Consider the following 18,600-nt stretch of genomic DNA (forward strand, 5'->3'; position numbering starts at 1 on the left):
ACAAAAAGTGCGATATCTTAATATTATTCAGCTTCTATCCAACCCTTAATTGTTTCAATAGGAACGCTGACTAGCGGATGATTGAAGATTGCTTTCAATGCTTCAATGCCACCTGCTTTTAAAGCACTTCGCAACCGCTGTTTAAGAGTGGAATTTTCCTTTATTTCATGCTGAATAGCTACAGCTACAGCGGATTCAGTCATAGTTGGATTAGTCTGAGCTATTTGATTCAACAATTGCTGAATTTCTGCTGCTGCATCAACTAAATTCTGAGGTGGATTATTGATGAAGTCACCTTCAACATTCCCCGCAGCACCTGTGACGGGGGCGTTAAAGTTCATTTGTACTTTGCGCTCTGACATAGTGTTAATGGCTTGATTTAGTACATTAAAAATTATAGCATTTCTGTAAATCTCTCCAAGGGCGGCAACAGCACTAGCCCGAACACTTGGATCGCTATCTTCCAATGCAGCTTGATATAGAGTAGCGATCGCCTCTTTGCTGTCAGCACCCATTTTAGCCAAAGCTTCAGCAGCGTTAATGCGAACAAGAGAAGACGGATCGTTTTGCAAAATATGACATATCAACTCAATTGTCCTGGTTTTTGACTCGGTGAACTCATTTTGTTCGCTCACTGTAGAATTCTCCCAATGACAATACAGCTTTAGCACGAACAGCAGGATCTTGACTTTCCAAATCTTGCAGTAAGGGAACTATCTCTTTTGGAAATTCCTGGTTGAGCCAGTCGAATTGACGATCGGTAATTTTGTTGTTGCTGCTGTTGTTCCCTTTAGAATTGAGGTGCAGGAGTAAATGTTTGTTCTTTGCGTCGGCTACTAACTCGAAGTTAGCGATTAATCCTTGACTCTTTATTATTTGTACGAGGTGGATAGTTGCCTCTGTTGCTGGAACTACGACGGTTAAATTCCCTGCTAGGTTAGCTTCCCGAATGCAGGCGATTGTCTGGGCGATCGCATCTTCATAATTTGCGCTTGTCTCGTATGTTGTGCTTGGCGGATTGAATGATGTATAGCTACCAAAATTTCCGCAGGTTATTTCCTGATTTTCGATATATCTTGCCAATGAGATATTTCGATCGTTAATATCTATGACACAATTTTCTGTTTCATTGTCACTCTCGATGAATTTGGATAATTCTGCAATTACTTCTTTGAGACCCTTTATATCATTTGTAGTAAAGACAGCTTTTTCACCAGAATTCATAGATACTTCCAGTCCATATTTTTTGAGCCAAATATTTGGCATTGCGTATAATGCTGTGACCATCAATAAAAATCCCAGACCTTTTATATCTGTAAAAGCCAAAACCAAGCCGATAAAAAACAAAACAAATATCCCGGTAGTTACTAAGGGATTTATAATATCAACTCCAGTTATTTTAAATCCACTAACGTTACAAAATTGATATACAACATCTCCAAATTTGACTATTTTCTTGGTAATATATATGGTCGTCAACTTAGAATATATCGTTCTAGAGCTAACTGGAGTATTCGCTTTGCCTCGCACTGCATTACTTATCAGCATACTTTTAACCTTCAAAGTAACTTACTAAATATTAATTAATAGTGCTAATTTCACACGATGAACTAACAAATAAGTTGATAAATCATTAATCTGTATGTAAGCTCTCCTATTATATCACAAATCGAATCTGTTGTTATTTATGCACTAGATTGATGTTTATCCCATCCTTCCGGCATCTCGTCCCAAATTTTCTCATGCAGAAGTCTCCCAGAAGCCTTAGGTGTTCTACCTCCCCATTGCTTGAAGAAAAATGCGACTTCAGCATCCTCGCACTGCTGCTTAATATTCTCAACCCACTCTGCTTGGATGGGACGGTGTTTTACCCCAGATTCTCCGCCAACAATCACCCAATTAATGCCTGTTAAATCTAGTTCTAAATTACCTAAAAGTGGTTCGCATGATAGAAATCTGACTTTAGCGGGTACTTGTCGCAAACAGTCAATCCTGTTAACGTAGTTTTGATTTTCAACAGAAACTCCCATCCAAATATTATCATGCCAGTCTAATTTGTCAGCTATTTCTCGAAGGCGTTCGTGTCTTTTGGTCAGAATTTGATATATATGCCAGGGAGTTTCACGCATTACCTCAAAAACTTCTTTGAGAAAATCTATTGGCACTTCTTCATGAAATAAATCGCTCATCGAGTTCACGAAAATACGGCTCGGTTTTCGCCAGCGTTTTGGTTCTTCCAAGCGATTCCTATGGAGTGTTAAATCAAAGCCGTTAGGAAAATTAGTGTGAAACCTTTTTGTTAATGCTTCTGCATAACAATGGGTGCAGCCGGGACTGACTTTATCGCAGCCAGTTGTTGGATTCCATGTGCGATCGCACCACTCGATACCAGTATTAATGCTAGACATACAAACACTTGACCCTTGAAACAACTAATTATCTTTTTAGATGCGCTGGATACATAGAATTTATATGTATCAATTTAGATGAATGCAGCATCACCTACAACTCCATTATATAATTAAAATTGACTTAAGTATCAACACTTTTTAAGCAGTTGCATTAAATGTAGATCGTAGTGTAGAATCGGGCTGCAACAGCATTGATACCCAAAACCTTTACAGAACAATTGTGCAAGCACCAGTTTTTTCCGAACTCAACCACCCTGTGGTCAAATCCCTGTTCCATCACAGCGATCAGGAATTATTGACCCTGTTTCAAAACCATCCCGATCAGGGCCGCTTCTTCACGGCGATTTTTTGCCGCTACGCTCAAATTGTACACTCCCTGATCCGCCATTCCGTGCGATCGCCCGTACAAGGCGATTACCTCTTCGCCCACACCTGGCAGCACATCTATCACGAGCTCCGAGGCCTCGATTTGCGCCGCGAAACCCAAGATCCTGATGGCGACAATCTCAGTCTCCAAAACTGGCTGATTAATGTCACCGCTGTCTGCATCAATCAAGCCGAATTACCCCCAGTTGAGTCTATTCACTACTCTTTGCAATCCGCTTCGCCTCCCCTGTGGTGTTACGTCAGACAAGCCTTAGAATTGTTGGCGCCACTGCCACGTTTAGTCGTGTTGATGGCCCAGACTTTCCGCTGGAGCGAAACTCGAATTGCAGCTTATTTGCAAGCAGAAGGTGAAGCTATTTCGCCCGCTCAAGTTAGGGCTTTGCTGCAAAAAGGATATCAAACTTTAGAGTCAAATTTGCCGCAGGATATTCGCGCTATTTATCTGGATGAAAATCTCGATTATCAACAAGCACTTGTCTAGCAGCCGAGAATTCCGCTAATATCAATTATTCTTCAGTCCCCCTCTGCTGCGGACTTTGTTTGACAAGAAGAGGTTTCAATCGCCGATATCAAGAAGCTAACATCAATTATTCTTTAGTCCGCGGAGGCGGACTTCGTTTGTGTAGACGCGGTTTCAACCGCCGAGTCTCGATTGTATTTGACAAAAATCGGTTTCAACCGCACTAATAGTCGGAAATAATATCAGAGGTGAAAATGGCAGTTTATCAAGTTCGGCTGGTGAATGAGGAGCGATCGCTCGATCGCACGATCGCAGTACCGGACGACCAGTATATCCTAGATATGGCAGAAGATGCCGGCATCCGCTTGCCGAATGGATGCAAGCAAGGAGAGTGTTCTGCTTGCGTTGCCAAACTGCTTAGCGGTGAAATCGACCAAAGCGAACAAAAGTTTTTGAAGCCCTCAGAATTGCAAGCTGGCTACGCTGTTACCTGTGTCGCTTACCCGCTTTCTGACTGCACTTTGTTAACTCATCAAGAAAAAGTTTTATATGAAGCAGCTCTCTATTTTAAGTAATGCCAGATGCGTATTATATATTGTCAGAGTCTCGCTAGCGATTCCACAAAGGTGTGCATATTATAGTGCTGTCCCGATCGCGAGCTGTCAAATTCCGTGACATCATAATTATATTATAGTGCTGTCTCGCTCGCGATGACAGCTCGCGAGCGAGACAGCACTAAATTCAGAGAATTATTATTCGTATACCAGCAGAAACGAGTTAATGCCAGGTGCGCCACAAGCACCCTACTCACTACTTAAAAATCAACTACGGCTTGCCATTAAATTTCAACAATTCCAGAATCCGCTTCAGCGGAATTTCCGCCCAATCCAAGCGGTAATTGAGTTCGTAGGCCAGCTCAGCAACCCCTTTTTCCAAAATGTAAGCATCCAGCAAAACTTGTAGTTCTGGTATAGATTTTGGCAAGAAACTGGCATCGGCTGCTGTTACCAAATAGCTGTTAAGAAAAGTGAGGCTGACCCAGCGGTGCCAAACATTCGCCCACTGCTGCATCTCCGGAAGATTTTCAGGGCGGATCATACCGCTTTCAACTTCATTTCGCAGTGCCAAAGTAACAGCATAATTGAAAGATTGTAGCATTCCCGCCACATCTCGCAGGGGCGATCTTTTCATCCGCCGCTCGCTTAACGGTCGATTCCGTTCTCCTCCGAAATCAATAATTACGAAGTCTTTACCTGTATAAAGAACTTGTCCGAAATGGAAGTCCCCGTGACAGCGAATTCGATCCGCCGTGATTCTCAAGTTCAAAATAGACTTGAAACGTTCCATCAGCAACTCTTCCCGGTTTAGGAGATTTTGTGCTAGTTTATGCGCTTCTGGCGGCAGTTTTGACAGCCGCTTTTTCAGCAGCAGCAAAGTTCTTCCTGCCATATTTCTCATGTGTTGGTAGATGGAACGCTGGTAAAATGAGGTGAAGTTTTCTGGAGCAAAAGCGGGATTTTCGGTGTCTGAAGCTAAAGCGAGGTGAAGTTCCGCTGTCCGCTGACCTAAAAGTTCGGCTGATGCTAAGTAAGAGCCGATTAGTTCGCGAGCTAAGGCCGGAATTTCTAGGGATAAATCGGCTACTAGAGAGTTTGGTTGCCGCATTTGTGCGGTCAAAGCGCTGGGTAAATAGTTTTCGGGATCTGTCGATAAATTATCGCCTAAATGCTTGGCTTCTACTGTCATTACTTGCTCGAAATAGTCGCGCAGCGTGTCTAATGTATAAGACCAAGCGTCCCTGCTGTCGGGGATTAGTTTTTGCAGTATTCCGACTGTAATTACTTGTTTTTCGGCTGTGTGATATTCCAAGGCTCCGGCAATTGGAGCGTAGTGTTGGATCGGGTTGCGATCGGTTAAAAACCGCCCGATTTCTAATTCGGGGTTGATTCCTTCTTCGACTTTTCGCAATATTTTTAGGACGTAGCGATCGCCGTAAGCTGCGGATGTATTGCTTTGTTCTTTTTTGAACAGGTGAGGTTCGAGCTGCGATAAATCTTGGTCTGAGTTGAATGCAATGTCGGCAATTCCCACCAGTTGACCTGCTGTACCTTTGTAACTGCGAGAATTGCCGATCGCCCCCAGCAGCGCGCTCAGCAGGCCTTTGTCCCCAGCAGCATCAAATAGCACCCCGGCTTCGTTGCTTTCAGGGAAGTGCAGGCGTGCGATCGCGCGATCGTCCGCATCGCCTTTCATCTCTTCCCAACCTACGGGCAAAACGTAAGTTTCCGGCATACCTTCTGTATAATTCAACAGCACAAACAGAATGTAAACTGTAGATTCTTCTCCCGCACCATTGTGACATTCTACAGGAATAATTTCACTAATTTCCAACGATTGAATCGTCCTATCTGCACCGATGAACCAGCGATTGCTGCGTAAATAGTTTGGCAAAAGAGAGAGTAGCATCTCGCTTAATTGACTTGTTACAAAAGCGGTTTTCCAATTGCCGATTACCGCCAAACTAGGCAAGTTTGTCTTAAAACCGTGCAGCGAAAATTCTTCGGGTTTAGGAGTAAGAGTAAACCAGTAAAATGTGTGAGGACTCAAACTCAAAAAGTAAGGTGATTCGCCAACAGGTGGAAACTCAGCGCGACCGAAAATCTCCACCGGCACAGCACCTTTAAACGGAGAAAGGTCTAATTCTGCCGTCTGCACGAAGCGCGACAAATTAGCGACTACGAGGATGTGTTCGTCTTGATAAGTGCGAACAAAAGCTAAAACTTTGCGGTTTTCTGGGTACAGAAACTCGCAAGTGCCGCGGCCGAATGCTTGGAAGCGCTGGCGCACAGCAATCAAGCGTTTCATCCACCACCAGAGTGAACTTGGATTCGCCCGCTGCGCTTCCACGTTCACAGATTCGTAGTGATATTCAGGGTCAACGATTGGTGGCGCGTACAGCCGCTGCGGGTTAGCGCGGCTGAAACCGGCATTGCGATCGCTACTCCACTGCATCGGAGTTCTCACCCCGTTGCGATCGCCCAAATAGATATTATCACCCATCCCAATCTCATCGCCGTAGTAAAGCACCGGCGTACCAGGAAGAGACAGCAGCAAAGCATTCATCAACTCAATGCGGCGGCGGTTATTTCCCATCAGCGGAGCCAAGCGGCGGCGGATACCCAAATTAATTCTCGCCTGAGTATCTTGAGCGTAAACCCGATACATATAATCTCGGTCTTCATCGCTCACCATTTCCAGCGTCAATTCATCATGATTCCGCAAAAACAATGCCCACTGACAATTATTAGGAATCTGCGGAGTTTGCTGGAGAATATCGCTAATTGGGAAGCTATCTTCCATGTGCAAAGCCATAAATAAACGCGGCATCAGCGGGAAATGAAAATTCATGTGACATTCATCGCCACCCGAGTAATATTCAACCGCATCCTCCGGCCACTGATTCGCCTCAGCAAGCAGCATCCGGTTCGGGAATTTCTCATCTACGTGCTGCCGCAAATGCTTGAGAAATACGTGAGTTTCTGGCAGGTTTTCGCAGTTAGTACCTTCCCGCTCGTACAGATAAGGCACGGCATCCATTCGCAGTCCATCTACTCCCAGTTCCAACCAAAAGTCTACCACATCTAAGATGGCTTGGCGGACGGCGGGATTGTCGTAATTTAAATCTGGTTGGTGAGAATAAAAACGGTGCCAGTAATAAGCTTTTGCTACCGCATCCCAAGCCCAATTAGAAGTTTCAAAATCTTGAAAAATAATCCGAGCATCTTGATATTTTTCCGGCGTATCGCTCCACACATAAAAATCTCTTTCGTTACTGCCTTTCGGGGCGCGCCGCGCTCGCTGAAACCATGCGTGCTGGTCGGAAGTGTGGTTGACAATTAACTCAATAATAACTCGAATTCCGCGCTGGTGCGCTGCTTCTAAAAGCTCTTTAAAGTCGTCTAACGTGCCGTAAATCGGGTTGACGGTGGTATAGTGAGATGTATCGTAGCCGTCGTCTCGGAGTGGCGAGGGAAAAAATGGCAGTACCCAAATTGCTGTTACTCCCAAGTTTTGCAGGTAATCTAGTTTTTCTGTGAGTCCCCGAAAGTCGCCGATGCCGTCTGCATTGCTGTCTGCAAAAGCGCGAATTGGTACTTCGTAAATGATGGCGTCTTTGAACCACAAGGGATCGTTATTTAACATTGAGTTTGGCATAATTTTTATGGGAGAATGGTAATTTGGATTTGGTAATTTGGATTTGGTAATTTGGATTTGTTAGTGAAAAATCCAAACTGATAAATCATAACGCATAATTCTATCGCGATTCGTCATGCCAGTGGTAGAGTTTTAATCGTAATTTATGAACGCAAAACTTATAAGTTCTTAACTAAAAAAATTAAACAATCTTATTTGTTATTGCGGATACAGTTCATGATTCGGATCTCGATCGCCGTATTACAGACCCGTGCTTGGCGGTGCACGCCCTACATACTTATATATAAATCCTTTCCCCGTGTCCCCTCTCCCCCTCGAACCCTCTCCGGCGGCCGTCGGAGTGACGGTTTTTACTACCTACCGGACGGTTTGCACGACACTACACTGCCTTGACGCTGTTTGTAAATTTTTGTTACATTTGTTTACATAAAGCAACAAAAGTTTAAGGAAATAGCAAAAATGACTATTGTAATCGCTCTTTTGGTCGTCGGTTGGGTCGCAGCATCTTTAATTGGCACTCAAGCATATTTCCTGGGCGAACAGTCCAAGCCCATTCACGATCGCAATTGGAGCAATGAATCTTTTGAACAACTGGCAAAATCGATGACTGGAACAGAAATTGATTACACTGTTCGCGTTCCCGCCTACAGCATGGATGCTTACACCAGTCGCACGATGGCTAATTAGTAATATTAAGCAGCAGGCTTGACTATTTTGAATAACAGGCTTTCTGGCCTGTTCCACAAGCAGATTTATTTTTGTGGAACAGGCCAGAAAGCCTGTTTTTAATTTTTGAATAACAGGCTTTCTGGCCTGTTCCACAAGCAGATTTATTTTTGTAGAACAGGCCATAAATAATTATCGAAGTGTAATCGGCAAAATTCTCACCCTAGAGCGCGTTTCATCCACAGAAATGAACGCCCCCGACTCAATTTGTGGCTCAAATTGATGTAACACTTCCACAATCAAACTCTCTATATTAGCAGGCAGCACGTCTTGAATACGCACTTGAATGACACTGGGAGCATCAGCTTGGGTTGCGGCCAGCAGTGCGCCAAAATCTAAATCATGAGTGAATACGGCATAGTCATTTACTCGCGCCCATTCCATAATAACGCGATCTGTGGCACGAGGATCGCCGACTGTAGACCAATGAAGAGACTCTATTCCGTATTTAGTAAATACGACAGTCCACTCAGGTGACAGGTTCATATCAATCAAAATTTTCACGCTATTTTGAGAGGAATTTCTACTTCTTCAACTCGCCACGCTGCATAGGCAAGCGCTTCATATATATCTGCTTCTTCCAGGTAGGGATAAGCCTGCAAAATGCCTGACGGTGAGTGTCCCGATGCCATCAGTCCGACTATCGTGCCAACAGTGACTCGCAAGCCGCGAATGCAGGGTTTTCCTCCCATTACTTCTGGATTCAGAGTGATTCTAGTTAGTTGTTTCATGATTTTAAACTACCAGGCTTTCTGGGAAACAAGAAGATTTCTTTTTTGTGGAACAGGCCGGAAAGCCTGTTCCTAACACAACTACAAACTGTTACCTACCAACGCGGGGAGAGAGTCTTTTTTACGAAACTGCAAATGGTTATTTACGCAGTCGATCGCAATTGTATCGCCTTCAACAAACGCATTTTCGAGAATCTTGTTAGCTAGCGGGTTTTCCAACTCCCGCTGGATAGCGCGTTTCAGGGGACGAGCGCCATAAACTGGGTCGTAACCGACATCTGTGATATGGTTTTTTGCAGCATCGGACAGTTCCAAGGTGATTTTCTGTTCCGCCAACAGCCGCTCGATCCGCTTGACTTGAATGGTGACGATTTGCCGCAGTTCCGTCTTGCTCAAAGTGTGGAACAAAATTGTCTCGTCCACCCGCTGAAGAAACTCCGGCCGGAAGTGCGATCGCAAAGCAGTCATCACCCGTTTTAACATTTGTTCGTACTCTTGGTCTGTCTCCCGTTCTTGAGTCGGTAAATCTTCACTTTCACTATTGTCTTTTTCACTCTTGTCTGAGATATCGACTCGCTGGGCAGATACCTCGACAGTGCCATCATCAGCAACTTTATAATCAGTCTTGGGAATTGACACCTCCTTCGGTTCCTGCTTCCTAGCAGCAGGTTTTTTGGTAGTTTTTCCCTTCTTAGCAAACACTTCTAAAATGTGGTCGCTGCCGATATTGCTTGTCATCACAATGACGGTATTCTTAAAGTCAACCACTCGACCTTGAGAATCGGTAATTCTGCCGTCATCCAACACTTGCAGCAAAATGTTAAAAATATCAGGGTGCGCCTTTTCCACTTCGTCAAATAGCACCACCGAATAAGGGCGTCTCCGCACTGCTTCCGAAAGTTGTCCCCCTTCATCGTAACCGACGTATCCGGGGGGAGCTCCTACCAACCGGGAGACATTTTGCTTCTCCATATATTCCGACATATCGATGCGGATAATCGCATCATCGCTGTCAAACAAAAACTCCGCCAACGCCCGCGCTAACTCGGTTTTACCGACGCCTGTGGGGCCCATGAACAAGAAAGAGCCGATCGGTCTACCGGGATCTTTCATCCCCGCCCGCGCCCGCCGAATCGCCGCAGCAACCGCCGTTACAGCCTCTTCTTGACCGATAACTTTCTTGTGCAAATGGCTTTCCAATTGCAGCAATTTTTGGCGTTCCGATTCTAACAACCGATTGACCGGAATTCCCGTCCATTTAGCAACAATTTCCGCAATATCGCCCTCAGTAACTTTTTCCCGCAGCAGGGAAGAACCTTGAGCTTGTTGTTTCAAAAGTTCGGCTTCCTTGGCTTCGCGATCGCGCACCGCAGTCTCCAATTTACCGTACTTCAACTGCGCCGCTTTATTCAAATCGTAAGCTCTTTCTGCTTGTTCGATTTGGACTCGCAACTGGTCTTCTTCTGCTTTCAATTTATTGATTGCATCCAACAACTGCTTTTCGCCCAACCACTGAGAAGACAGTTTTTCCTGCTTGACTTTTAAAATGTCAATCTCCGATGTGATGCGTTCGATGCGGGGGCCGATTCCCGGGGATAGAGCGCCTTTACCCTCACCTTCGATCGACAATTTTTCCATTTCCAACTGCATCACCCGGCGGTCAATCCCTTCCAATTCCACGGGTTTGGAGGTAATCTCCATTTTCAAATGGGCGGCCGCTTCGTCTACAAGGTCGATCGCCTTATCCGGCAAAAAGCGATCGGAAATATAGCGAAAAGACAGAGTAGCAGCAGCAACCAGCGCCGAATCGGTAATTTTTACCCCGTGGTGGCGTTCGTAACGGTCTTTCAATCCGCGTAAAATTGAAACAGTATCTTCCACAGTCGGTTCCCCGACAAATACTTGTTGAAAGCGGCGTTCCAGTGCCGGATCTTTTTCAATATTTTTGCGGAATTCATCGAGAGTTGTAGCGCCGATACAGCGCAATTCACCTCTGGCTAACATTGGTTTCAACAAATTTCCGGCATCCATTCCCGAACCGGAACTTCCGCCGCCGCCAGTGCCAACAACCGTGTGCAATTCATCAATAAATAGGACAATTTGCCCGTCGGAATCGATAACTTCTCGCAGCACAGAACGCAATCGTTCTTCAAATTCGCCCCGGAATTTTGCCCCAGCAATTAAACTGCCCATATCGAGGCTGAATAGTTGGCGATTTTTCAAAGATTCCGGTACATCGCCGTTGACAATGCGCTGGGCTAAACCTTCGGCGATCGCAGTTTTTCCGACTCCGGGATCGCCAATTAACACTGGATTGTTTTTCTGACGGCGGGAAAGAACTTGCACGACGCGGCGGATTTCCTCGTCGCGGCCGATTACTGGGTCGAGTTTGCCTGCTTTTGCCGCTTCTGTCAAATCGCGCCCGTATTTAGTGAGGGCGTCGGAGTTGGCGTCAGAATTTTGGTTTTGACTTTGACTTTGACTTTGGGTTTGCTTTTGATCTTTGACTTTGGTAGTAGCACGAATTGATTTGATTGCTTCTTCGAGTTTCGCGCGATCGATCGTACCGGGGGCCGGTTTGCGATCGTATCCGGGGCGGCCCGGCGGCCCGTCGCCCTTAGTCAGCAATCGCCTACCAACTCGTTCATCTTCTAGCAAGCCTATTAATAAATGTTCAACGGCGATAAAATTATCTTGCCAAGCCTGTCTGGCAGACTCAGCAGCATCTAACATCACTTCTAAGCCGCGGCCGAGGTATAGTTGGTCAGCGTTGGCAACTCTCGGCTGTCGTTTGGCAAAAGCATCTAACTGTTGCGCCAAGCGGGGGACATCGACTCCGGCCTTGCTGAGAATGCTGTTTGCTAGGGCTTGCTGTTCTAGAATGGCGATCGCTAAATGTTCAACCTCTAGCTGCTGATTGGCAAAGCGGCGGGCTACATCCTGGGATTTGACTATGGCTTCCCAGGCTTGATCTGTAAATTTGCTAGGGTCTGTTGGCTGCACGTTGGTTCCTCGCAATCAAGGGGATTCCTGTTGTTATCCGTTCATACATGGTCTCACAACTATCTTAATCTTGAAACACGATTGTTAATCTATGAGTGCGGTTAACGAGCGCCGAAGTTGCAACACAATTGACTGCTTGTACAAGCTTACAGTCCGCAATCCACCGCAAAAATTTGTGTGGTACGACCGGATCGGGCGATCGAACTTATGAAAATATACAGGTTCTCCATTGCCTATAATACTGCACAGACACGGCGCCGTACCCATAGGTGTCAACTTAAGACTAAAATTCATGAGAAATCTCGCTTCTAGCAAAGTCTCGATCCCCCTAAATCCCCCTTAAGAAGGGGGACTTTGATCGCTCTTGTCCCCCCCTTCTTAAGGGGGGCTAGGGGGGATCGAGCCTTAATCGCCAGACAGAATATCGGCACTAAGTTTGACGTTTTTTGGCACCAATGGGTACTGGCGTGTACTGCCCAATATCTACATTGCACTCAACTGAAAGCCTCTATATTGCCATAACTTTTTTGGATTCCTTGACATCTATGTTATTTCCTACTTACCAATTTTTAGTATTTTTCCTAATTATTTTTAGCGCCATCCTCTCCTTAAAGCCCAAAGTTGATTTGTATAAAATTGTCTTGCTAATTTCCAGTTTATTATTTTATTCTTTTTGGAGCTTAGACTTTCTCGGACTCCTGATTTTAAGTACAGTATACAATTATATCATTCTCCGAGCAGTCGATCGCGGCAAACAGCCAAAACTTGCCTTCATCTTCGGCATAATTGTCAACATTGTCAATCTCGGCATCTTTAAATATTGCAACTTCTTTGTAACCTCCTTATTTGAGGTACTAAACCAGCTCAAAATTCCCGCCAATTTTCAAATATTACAAATAATCGCCCCCGTCGGCATATCATTCTACACATTTAGAATAATTTCTCATTTAATCGACTGCTACCAACAAAAAATTTCCTGTCCTAAATTTATAGACTACGCCACCTACATTACCTACTTTCCCCAAATTGCCTCCGGCCCAATCTCCCGCCCTCACGAATTTTATACGCAGCTAAATTCACCAAGTAAATATGACTATAAAATCGAAGAAGTTATCGTTTTGATTTTGTCTGGACTCTTCAAAAAATATACTTTAGCGAGCTTTTTGTTTAATTTCACTCAACTACCATTCAAAGTCCCCCAGCAGTACAGCAGCATAGATTTAATCCTCGCGGCAATTTCCTATTCTTGTTTGATTTACGTAGATTTCAGCGGTTACTCGGATTTAGCTAACGGTATCTCTTGCTTGCTGGGTTTCAAACCGATCGCCAATTTCAATATGCCATACCGATCGCTCAGCCTGCAAGAATTTTGGAAAAGGTGGCACATCAGTCTTTCGGAGTGGTTGAGGGATTACCTTTACTTTCCCTTAGGTGGCAATAAATACGGCAAATTGCGGAAGTACGTAAATTTACTGATAACAATGGCGATCGGCGGATTTTGGCACGGCGCAGGATTAAACTTTATTTTCTGGGGAACAATCCACGGTTTAGGACTGATTGTCAACCATCTATGTAAAGATATTCCCCAAGCTATCCATCTCAAATTAGACTACGCCTTTCCGAGATTTGCCAAATTTTGCAGTTGGTTGTTAACCTTTACCTTTGTTACCTGTAGCTGGGTATTTTTCGGCACACCCAACTGGAAAACTGCGATCGGGTTTTTTCAAGGAATCTTTCGTTTTTCTGCTGCAACTGTTCAATTCAACTTTTGGCAATTGTATCTAGTAATTGCAGTCATTGGCGCAATCAACCTGTGGGGCGAGATCATTTCCCAAGTATTGCAAACAATATTGTCATTAAACAACCTATTCTTTCGGGTTGTCTTAGTTTCCCTGCTCGTGTATGCTATCTTAATGCTAGGCCCAAGTACCGTCCCACCTTTTATTTACTTTAACTTCTAATAAACAAGTATAGCCTTTCGAGTTCTCATATGAGGTACTCATGGGCATAGGGCATAGGGCATAGGGCATAGGACATAGGGCATAGGGCATAGGGCATACCTGGCTTTTTTGAGAACCGCTATATAAATCACAAAAAAGACTTTTTTTTATCTTATTACGTTCTTTCTCCTTCCTTTATGATGACAAATAACAAATAACAAATAACTTCTTATGAAAGACCGAGAAATTTTGTTGATAGTTACCTCTGTAATTCTCACCTTAATATTTTCCAACTTATCCTTATTTCTGAAAAGCTTTTCTTCAACTCCTTTAGCCAGTACCGAAATCAAACAAGCAGCGCGCCAGATCGAAATAGACGGCTTCAGGAAATCCGAACAAGATTTTTGGAGCAAAATCAAAGATATTAACTTCGATAGCATTTCCAAGAAGCCCGACAAAATTCCGGTCAAAACCGCAACAAAATCGGCAGTCATCCTCCCAAAGCCTGCCAAGAAACCCACTCCATCCAAACCAAAACTAACCGTATCTTATCGCAAATTTTTATTTATTGGAGATTCCGTAATGTTCGATTTAGGAACTCAACTCCAGTACACTCTTAAAGAAAAATACAATATCTCAAATACCAAAATCGACTACAAAGTATCGAGCGGATTAAATCGGATAGATTATTATGACTGGTACGCCAGAACCAGTGAAATTATCCAGGATTATGGGCCAGATGTAGTGATAATTTTGTTCGGAGGTAATGACACTCAAGATATCACCGATAACCAAGGAAAATATCGGGCTATTCTGACCCCAGAATGGCAAAAAGCTTATCAAGCAAGAGTAGATAAATATGCCAAATTACTTGGCTCTTCCACCGTAAAAAAAGTGTATTGGATAGGTCAATCGATATCTAACAAATCTTCGTATCTCAAAGCTTTTCTCATCATGAACGACATCTATAAAAATGCCAGCAAGTCTTCATCAAAAATAGAATTTATTTCTACTTGGGATGCTTTTGCTGAAGCAGGGAATTTTGTCCCCGTAGTTGCTGACAAATCCGGCAAGCGAGGTTATGTAAAAATTAATGATGGCGTGCACTTTACCTCCCACGGAGCTCAAATTATCAGCGACGTAATCGTTGACAAAATGGCGAAGGACAAAATTTTAAAACTCCCGAAAAAGAAAGAAGCATCCTAGGTTGATTCGAGTCAAAAAAAATAGCCTGCAAATTAGACATCTTATCGGATTCGTGTAAAATTATATACTGAGGATCGCGAATTAAATAATTTACACATATTTGTGGGATGGGCGGGAGAGCCCGTCCCGAAAAGACGGGCGGGACGCCCATCCCACAAGAATAATAAAAATTGTAAGTTATTTAATTCTCATTCCTTAGTCGCCGACAGATATTTGGCTTGCTCAACCCGGTTGCTACGGAAAATATCGGTTTTATTCACCATACGGTTGAGTTAATACTGTCGAGCCTTCGGAGATCCTCGCATCGCCCTGATAGTTAGGAGACTTGAAGAACTCTTTTATTCCCCTTATTCAGGGATAGGGGGTATCAGCCTTCACTGAACTCGATCGCATGAAAGCAACCAACCAGAAATATACTCGTGAAATTTGATACCCAGCTTACCTATGTGTCAACTGCGTTCGGGACTAATATTGACAAAAAGCAGCAGTAGATGTAGAGTTGCATTCAGCATCGGACAACGACGTTAAGATCTAGCAATTGTCATGGCGACAAATTATGACAAGCAATCTCTGGAAACTCGATCGCACTAGCATCCCTGAGTCAATGGAGTGCAGCGACACAGCGCTCATCTTCAGTCTCACCAAATATACTCAACCTTGGGAAAGAATAAACACCGTTGAAGGCATCTTGCAACAATGCGGAATCGCTCCTTTTGCTGAAGTTCTGGACGTACCCAAAAGCGGAATATTAGGGCAAGATATACCAGAATCCGCTAGAAAACCGCATCCAAATTTGCTGTTTCGGGCTTTGGCAATTCAAGCATTGGGCAAGGTGCGAGAGGGTATTATATCAAGTGAGGAACCTGTATCAAGTGATTTTAGCGAAAATAAGCTAGCGGTGTTGGAACAGGAAGCGCTAGGGGGAGCGACTCCTTTAATTCGGTGGTGTGCTGCTGTTAGCATTCAGTCAATTTTGTTGGATGAATGGCAAGCACAAGGCAAGGAATCTGCTGGCCATGTCACAATTAATGCAGCAGAAATTGAGCAGCGGGTTGTAGAAGAGCAAATTAAACTGTTAGCCAGCAATAAATTTGCTTTGAACGACAACAGCAGAATGGACAGCGGTAAGGAATATGAGAATTGTCTCGATTTTTGGGTCTACGGCCCTAGCTGGCTGCTGCTAGGTGTGTTAATGGATTGCGAGGAATATCTGTTTTGGGTCGATCGCGTATTTCCTGCGATCGCAGTTACGGATGATGGGTACAAATTTCATGCCGAAAAGGATGCAGCCATCACCAACTTTTTGGATGTGGCGAAAAATAATTTTAAGGAGTGGGAATTCTCCCAAATAGTTGCCAAAGTTTTTGAGTTTCTGCACCACCCGGAGGCGGCGATCAAAAATCGAGCGGCAATTATGTTAGAACCTTACCAAGATCGGCTAGACCGAAAATCGGCGCAAATTATGACAGCGCTCCTATATAAATTTCATGTAGAACATCAGTCTTTAGAATCTCTGACCATTCCCGAAATTGAGGAGTGCAAAGCGTCACTGTATCTAGATAAAAAGGAAATTGACGGCGTGTATTCTGAGGCTGTGTCGCTGTGCGACGATGATATCGCAATGGCAAATTTCTTGTCAGATAAACAGAGGGAGTACCAAAATGCTGTAGACGAGCATATTCACAATTTGAGCAAGTTAGTTAAGTCGATCCTAGATTGTCAGAGCTTGTTAGATGCAAATAGGGAACTTTTGTATTTGACAGTAGAGCGGCTGCAAGAATGGGATCAGACCCTTGGTAATAAACTGGCTGAACACCGCAGGAAACTCCAAAACGTGAGTGTTGACAAAAGCACGTCCGAGCAGTGCATAAACCTCGACAACGATTTGAATTTAATCAGAGATTCTTTGCAGTCTACTTTGTATGAAGTCACATCAAAAATTAACAGCAAAATTAGAGATTTAGAACTTTCGGCGTCCAAAAATAACAAGACTGCAACACAGATGTTTAAGTGGACGTGGCTATTGTTAGGAGTGTGGTTTTCAATAGGGCTAGTTTTGTATTTATCCGATGCAGTGATTAACTCGATATTGACCGTCAACTACTACCAAAGTGAATTTCTAGTCTATTGGACTATGTTTTTTATTGTGATGGTGGTATTTTTGTTAGTATTAGCTATATTCTTTGCGACGCTCGCTGCCTTAGACAAGCGCCGAGAATCTAAATTAATTCCTAAATTTGACAGTTTAAGCCAAATAGGGAACAGTTTTTCTATTTTGTGGCAAAAGAGTTACTTGCAGCAATTTGTACCGTCAGTGCGATCGAATTAAAAGTGTGGAAAACCCCTTCGCATTCTGTCAGTAGCAGGGCGGTTTTATTGTCGTCAGACAAATTAGGTACGTAGTTGCGCTTCAGCGCTCTTGGGTACGTAGTTGCGCTTCAGCGCTCAAATTAGGTACGTAGTTGCGCTTCAGCGCTCTTCCCTAATATTATAAAGAGCGCTGAAGCGCAACTACGTACCTTGGCCGGTGCGAGCCGCTCTTTGAAAGCAGACTTGAATTGCCAAAGTTATTTTAATCAAATTGTGGGACAGGCTAGAAGCCCATCCCACAAGAAAAAACAATTGTGGGATGGGCTTCTAGCCTGTCCTAGCGAAGACTAAGATGCAGTCGCCGCACTTACTTTCTGACTGCTGCTACCTTGATTTTTCAGTTGAATTAATTCAACTTTATATCCATCTGGATCTTGGACAAAAGCGATGACTGTTGAACCGTGCTTCATCGGGCCGGGTTCGCGAATAACTTTGCCGCCGCGGGCTTTAATTGCTTCGCAAGTACCGTAAATGTCGTCAACGCCGATCGCAATATGACCGTAAGCATCACCCAAATTGTACTCGGCGACGCCCCAGTTGTAAGTTAATTCCAAAACTGTAGTGTCGGATTCGTCGCCGTAGCCCACAAAAGCCAGAGTAAATTTACCGTCTGGATAGTCCTTTTGTCGCAGCAATCTCATCCCCAGAACCTCGGTGTAAAATTTGAGGGACTCTTCCAGGTTTCCGACTCGGAGCATCGTGTGTAGTAGTTGCATTTAGCTCACTCCAAATTTTTTAAGCTTTCTTAATTTTACCGAGTTCTTGGTGGAAAAAACCGCAACGGCCAAATTTACTTTGTTTTAGGTAAATCCACCTAATAAAACGTAAAATACGGCTCGCTAAAAAGCTTGCTGTGTATCTCTTCTTCCTTCTTCCTTCTTCCTTCTTCCTTCTTCCTTCTTCCTTCTTCCTTCTAAGCTTGATTTTTACTGAACAAAAACCACCATAATTCTAAACCAATTAAGCTCAATCCGCCTGCTGTTATGCCAATTTTTAAACTTATCGGTTGTTCTATTTGCCGAAATTGAGCAGTTGAATTTGCAGGATGAGTTGATATTTGATTGGCTCGAACTCCCGATGCAAGTCCGAGCATAATTCCTAAACCTGCGAGACTTCCTAAAACTTGACGCTGGCTAAACATTTCTCAAATC

General features: G+C 44.0%; 15 protein-coding genes. 6 read left to right on the top strand and 9 right to left on the bottom strand.

The features are described from left to right. Nucleotides 1-23: 23 nt before the first annotated feature. The 3 genes from JGK16_RS06870 to JGK16_RS06880 all read right to left on the bottom strand — a co-directional run bounded on the left by JGK16_RS06870 (nucleotide 24) and on the right by JGK16_RS06880 (nucleotide 2,408). Entirely contained in the window at nucleotides 24-635 is a 612-nt protein-coding gene (locus JGK16_RS06870) for a HEAT repeat domain-containing protein (protein WP_293177573.1), read from the bottom strand. Further along, nucleotides 619-1,548 (bottom strand): 30S ribosomal protein S8, encoded by a 930-nt coding sequence (rpsH, locus tag JGK16_RS06875; RefSeq protein WP_293190039.1) that lies wholly within the window; start codon nucleotides 1,546-1,548, stop codon nucleotides 619-621. Before rpsH ends, JGK16_RS06870 begins: the two co-directional genes overlap by 17 nt. A 137-nt stretch (nucleotides 1,549-1,685) precedes the next feature. After that, the gene (locus JGK16_RS06880) at nucleotides 1,686-2,408 is read right to left on the bottom strand and encodes a phage Gp37/Gp68 family protein (protein ID WP_293177567.1); all 723 of its coding nucleotides are present in this window, start codon (nucleotides 2,406-2,408) and stop codon (nucleotides 1,686-1,688) included. Nucleotides 2,409-2,631: 223 nt separating this feature from the next. Between JGK16_RS06880 and JGK16_RS06885 the strand changes: the two genes are divergently transcribed. Both JGK16_RS06885 and JGK16_RS06890 read left to right on the top strand, forming a co-directional pair. Further along, complete coding sequence (locus JGK16_RS06885) at nucleotides 2,632-3,279, top strand: sigma-70 family RNA polymerase sigma factor (RefSeq protein ID WP_293177564.1); 648 nt, start codon at nucleotides 2,632-2,634, stop codon at nucleotides 3,277-3,279. A 233-nt stretch (nucleotides 3,280-3,512) separates the two neighbouring features. Beyond that, nucleotides 3,513-3,833 (top strand): 2Fe-2S iron-sulfur cluster-binding protein, encoded by a 321-nt coding sequence (locus JGK16_RS06890; RefSeq protein WP_293157012.1) that lies wholly within the window; start codon nucleotides 3,513-3,515, stop codon nucleotides 3,831-3,833. A 250-nt stretch (nucleotides 3,834-4,083) separates the two neighbouring features. Here JGK16_RS06890 and treS read toward each other — a convergent pair whose 3' ends face one another. After that, complete coding sequence (treS, locus tag JGK16_RS06895; RefSeq protein ID WP_293177561.1) at nucleotides 4,084-7,473, bottom strand: maltose alpha-D-glucosyltransferase; 3,390 nt, start codon at nucleotides 7,471-7,473, stop codon at nucleotides 4,084-4,086. Nucleotides 7,474-7,932: 459 nt separating this feature from the next. Between treS and JGK16_RS06900 the strand changes: the two genes are divergently transcribed. Continuing rightward, nucleotides 7,933-8,160 (top strand): hypothetical protein, encoded by a 228-nt coding sequence (locus JGK16_RS06900; RefSeq protein ID WP_293177558.1) that lies wholly within the window; start codon nucleotides 7,933-7,935, stop codon nucleotides 8,158-8,160. A gap of 171 nt (nucleotides 8,161-8,331) precedes the next feature. Here the strand turns inward: JGK16_RS06900 and JGK16_RS06905 are convergent, their stop codons facing one another. From JGK16_RS06905 to JGK16_RS06915, 3 genes are all read right to left on the bottom strand, one after another. After that, complete coding sequence (locus tag JGK16_RS06905) at nucleotides 8,332-8,703, bottom strand: DUF5615 family PIN-like protein (protein WP_293177555.1); 372 nt, start codon at nucleotides 8,701-8,703, stop codon at nucleotides 8,332-8,334. Continuing rightward, entirely contained in the window at nucleotides 8,700-8,930 is a 231-nt protein-coding gene (locus tag JGK16_RS06910) for a DUF433 domain-containing protein (RefSeq protein WP_293177552.1), read from the bottom strand. Before JGK16_RS06910 ends, JGK16_RS06905 begins: the two co-directional genes overlap by 4 nt. A gap of 81 nt (nucleotides 8,931-9,011) precedes the next feature. Further along, a complete protein-coding gene (locus tag JGK16_RS06915) occupies nucleotides 9,012-11,933 on the bottom strand; it encodes an AAA family ATPase (RefSeq protein ID WP_293177549.1) in 2,922 nt (973 codons plus the stop codon). Nucleotides 11,934-12,478: 545 nt separating this feature from the next. Between JGK16_RS06915 and JGK16_RS06920 the strand changes: the two genes are divergently transcribed. The 3 genes from JGK16_RS06920 to JGK16_RS06930 all read left to right on the top strand — a co-directional run bounded on the left by JGK16_RS06920 (nucleotide 12,479) and on the right by JGK16_RS06930 (nucleotide 17,408). Continuing rightward, nucleotides 12,479-13,894: an MBOAT family O-acyltransferase gene (locus tag JGK16_RS06920; RefSeq protein ID WP_293190041.1), complete on the top strand. Its 1,416-nt coding sequence runs from the start codon at nucleotides 12,479-12,481 to the stop codon at nucleotides 13,892-13,894. Between the two features lie 210 nt (nucleotides 13,895-14,104). Next, nucleotides 14,105-15,079, top strand: a complete 975-nt coding sequence (locus JGK16_RS06925; protein WP_293190043.1) for a DUF459 domain-containing protein — start codon at nucleotides 14,105-14,107, stop codon at nucleotides 15,077-15,079. Nucleotides 15,080-15,635: 556 nt separating this feature from the next. Beyond that, nucleotides 15,636-17,408: a hypothetical protein gene (locus JGK16_RS06930; RefSeq protein ID WP_293177537.1), complete on the top strand. Its 1,773-nt coding sequence runs from the start codon at nucleotides 15,636-15,638 to the stop codon at nucleotides 17,406-17,408. A gap of 328 nt (nucleotides 17,409-17,736) precedes the next feature. Here JGK16_RS06930 and gloA read toward each other — a convergent pair whose 3' ends face one another. Both gloA and JGK16_RS06940 read right to left on the bottom strand, forming a co-directional pair. After that, the gene (gene gloA, locus JGK16_RS06935) at nucleotides 17,737-18,165 is read right to left on the bottom strand and encodes a lactoylglutathione lyase (RefSeq protein ID WP_293177534.1); all 429 of its coding nucleotides are present in this window, start codon (nucleotides 18,163-18,165) and stop codon (nucleotides 17,737-17,739) included. A 197-nt stretch (nucleotides 18,166-18,362) separates the two neighbouring features. Further along, entirely contained in the window at nucleotides 18,363-18,590 is a 228-nt protein-coding gene (locus JGK16_RS06940; RefSeq protein WP_293177530.1) for a hypothetical protein, read from the bottom strand. Between the last annotated feature and the right edge of the window lie 10 nt (nucleotides 18,591-18,600).

It is taken from the genome of Microcoleus sp. PH2017_09_SFU_O_A, from assembly GCF_020738625.1.
GTDB lineage: Bacteria > Cyanobacteriota > Cyanobacteriia > Cyanobacteriales > Microcoleaceae > Microcoleus.

Coding starts and splice junctions, on each gene's coding strand:
- JGK16_RS06920 (WP_293190041.1), top strand. CDS start 12,479: ATGTTATTTCCTACTTACCAATTTTTAGTATTTTTCCTAATTATTTTT.
- JGK16_RS06910 (WP_293177552.1), bottom strand. CDS start 8,930: ATGAAACAACTAACTAGAATCACTCTGAATCCAGAAGTAATGGGAGGA.
- JGK16_RS06925 (WP_293190043.1), top strand. CDS start 14,105: ATGAAAGACCGAGAAATTTTGTTGATAGTTACCTCTGTAATTCTCACC.
- JGK16_RS06930 (WP_293177537.1), top strand. CDS start 15,636: ATGACAAGCAATCTCTGGAAACTCGATCGCACTAGCATCCCTGAGTCA.
- JGK16_RS06940 (WP_293177530.1), bottom strand. CDS start 18,590: ATGTTTAGCCAGCGTCAAGTTTTAGGAAGTCTCGCAGGTTTAGGAATT.
- JGK16_RS06880 (WP_293177567.1), bottom strand. CDS start 2,408: ATGTCTAGCATTAATACTGGTATCGAGTGGTGCGATCGCACATGGAAT.
- treS (WP_293177561.1), bottom strand. CDS start 7,473: ATGCCAAACTCAATGTTAAATAACGATCCCTTGTGGTTCAAAGACGCC.
- gloA (WP_293177534.1), bottom strand. CDS start 18,165: ATGCAACTACTACACACGATGCTCCGAGTCGGAAACCTGGAAGAGTCC.
- JGK16_RS06890 (WP_293157012.1), top strand. CDS start 3,513: ATGGCAGTTTATCAAGTTCGGCTGGTGAATGAGGAGCGATCGCTCGAT.
- rpsH (WP_293190039.1), bottom strand. CDS start 1,548: ATGCTGATAAGTAATGCAGTGCGAGGCAAAGCGAATACTCCAGTTAGC.
- JGK16_RS06900 (WP_293177558.1), top strand. CDS start 7,933: ATGACTATTGTAATCGCTCTTTTGGTCGTCGGTTGGGTCGCAGCATCT.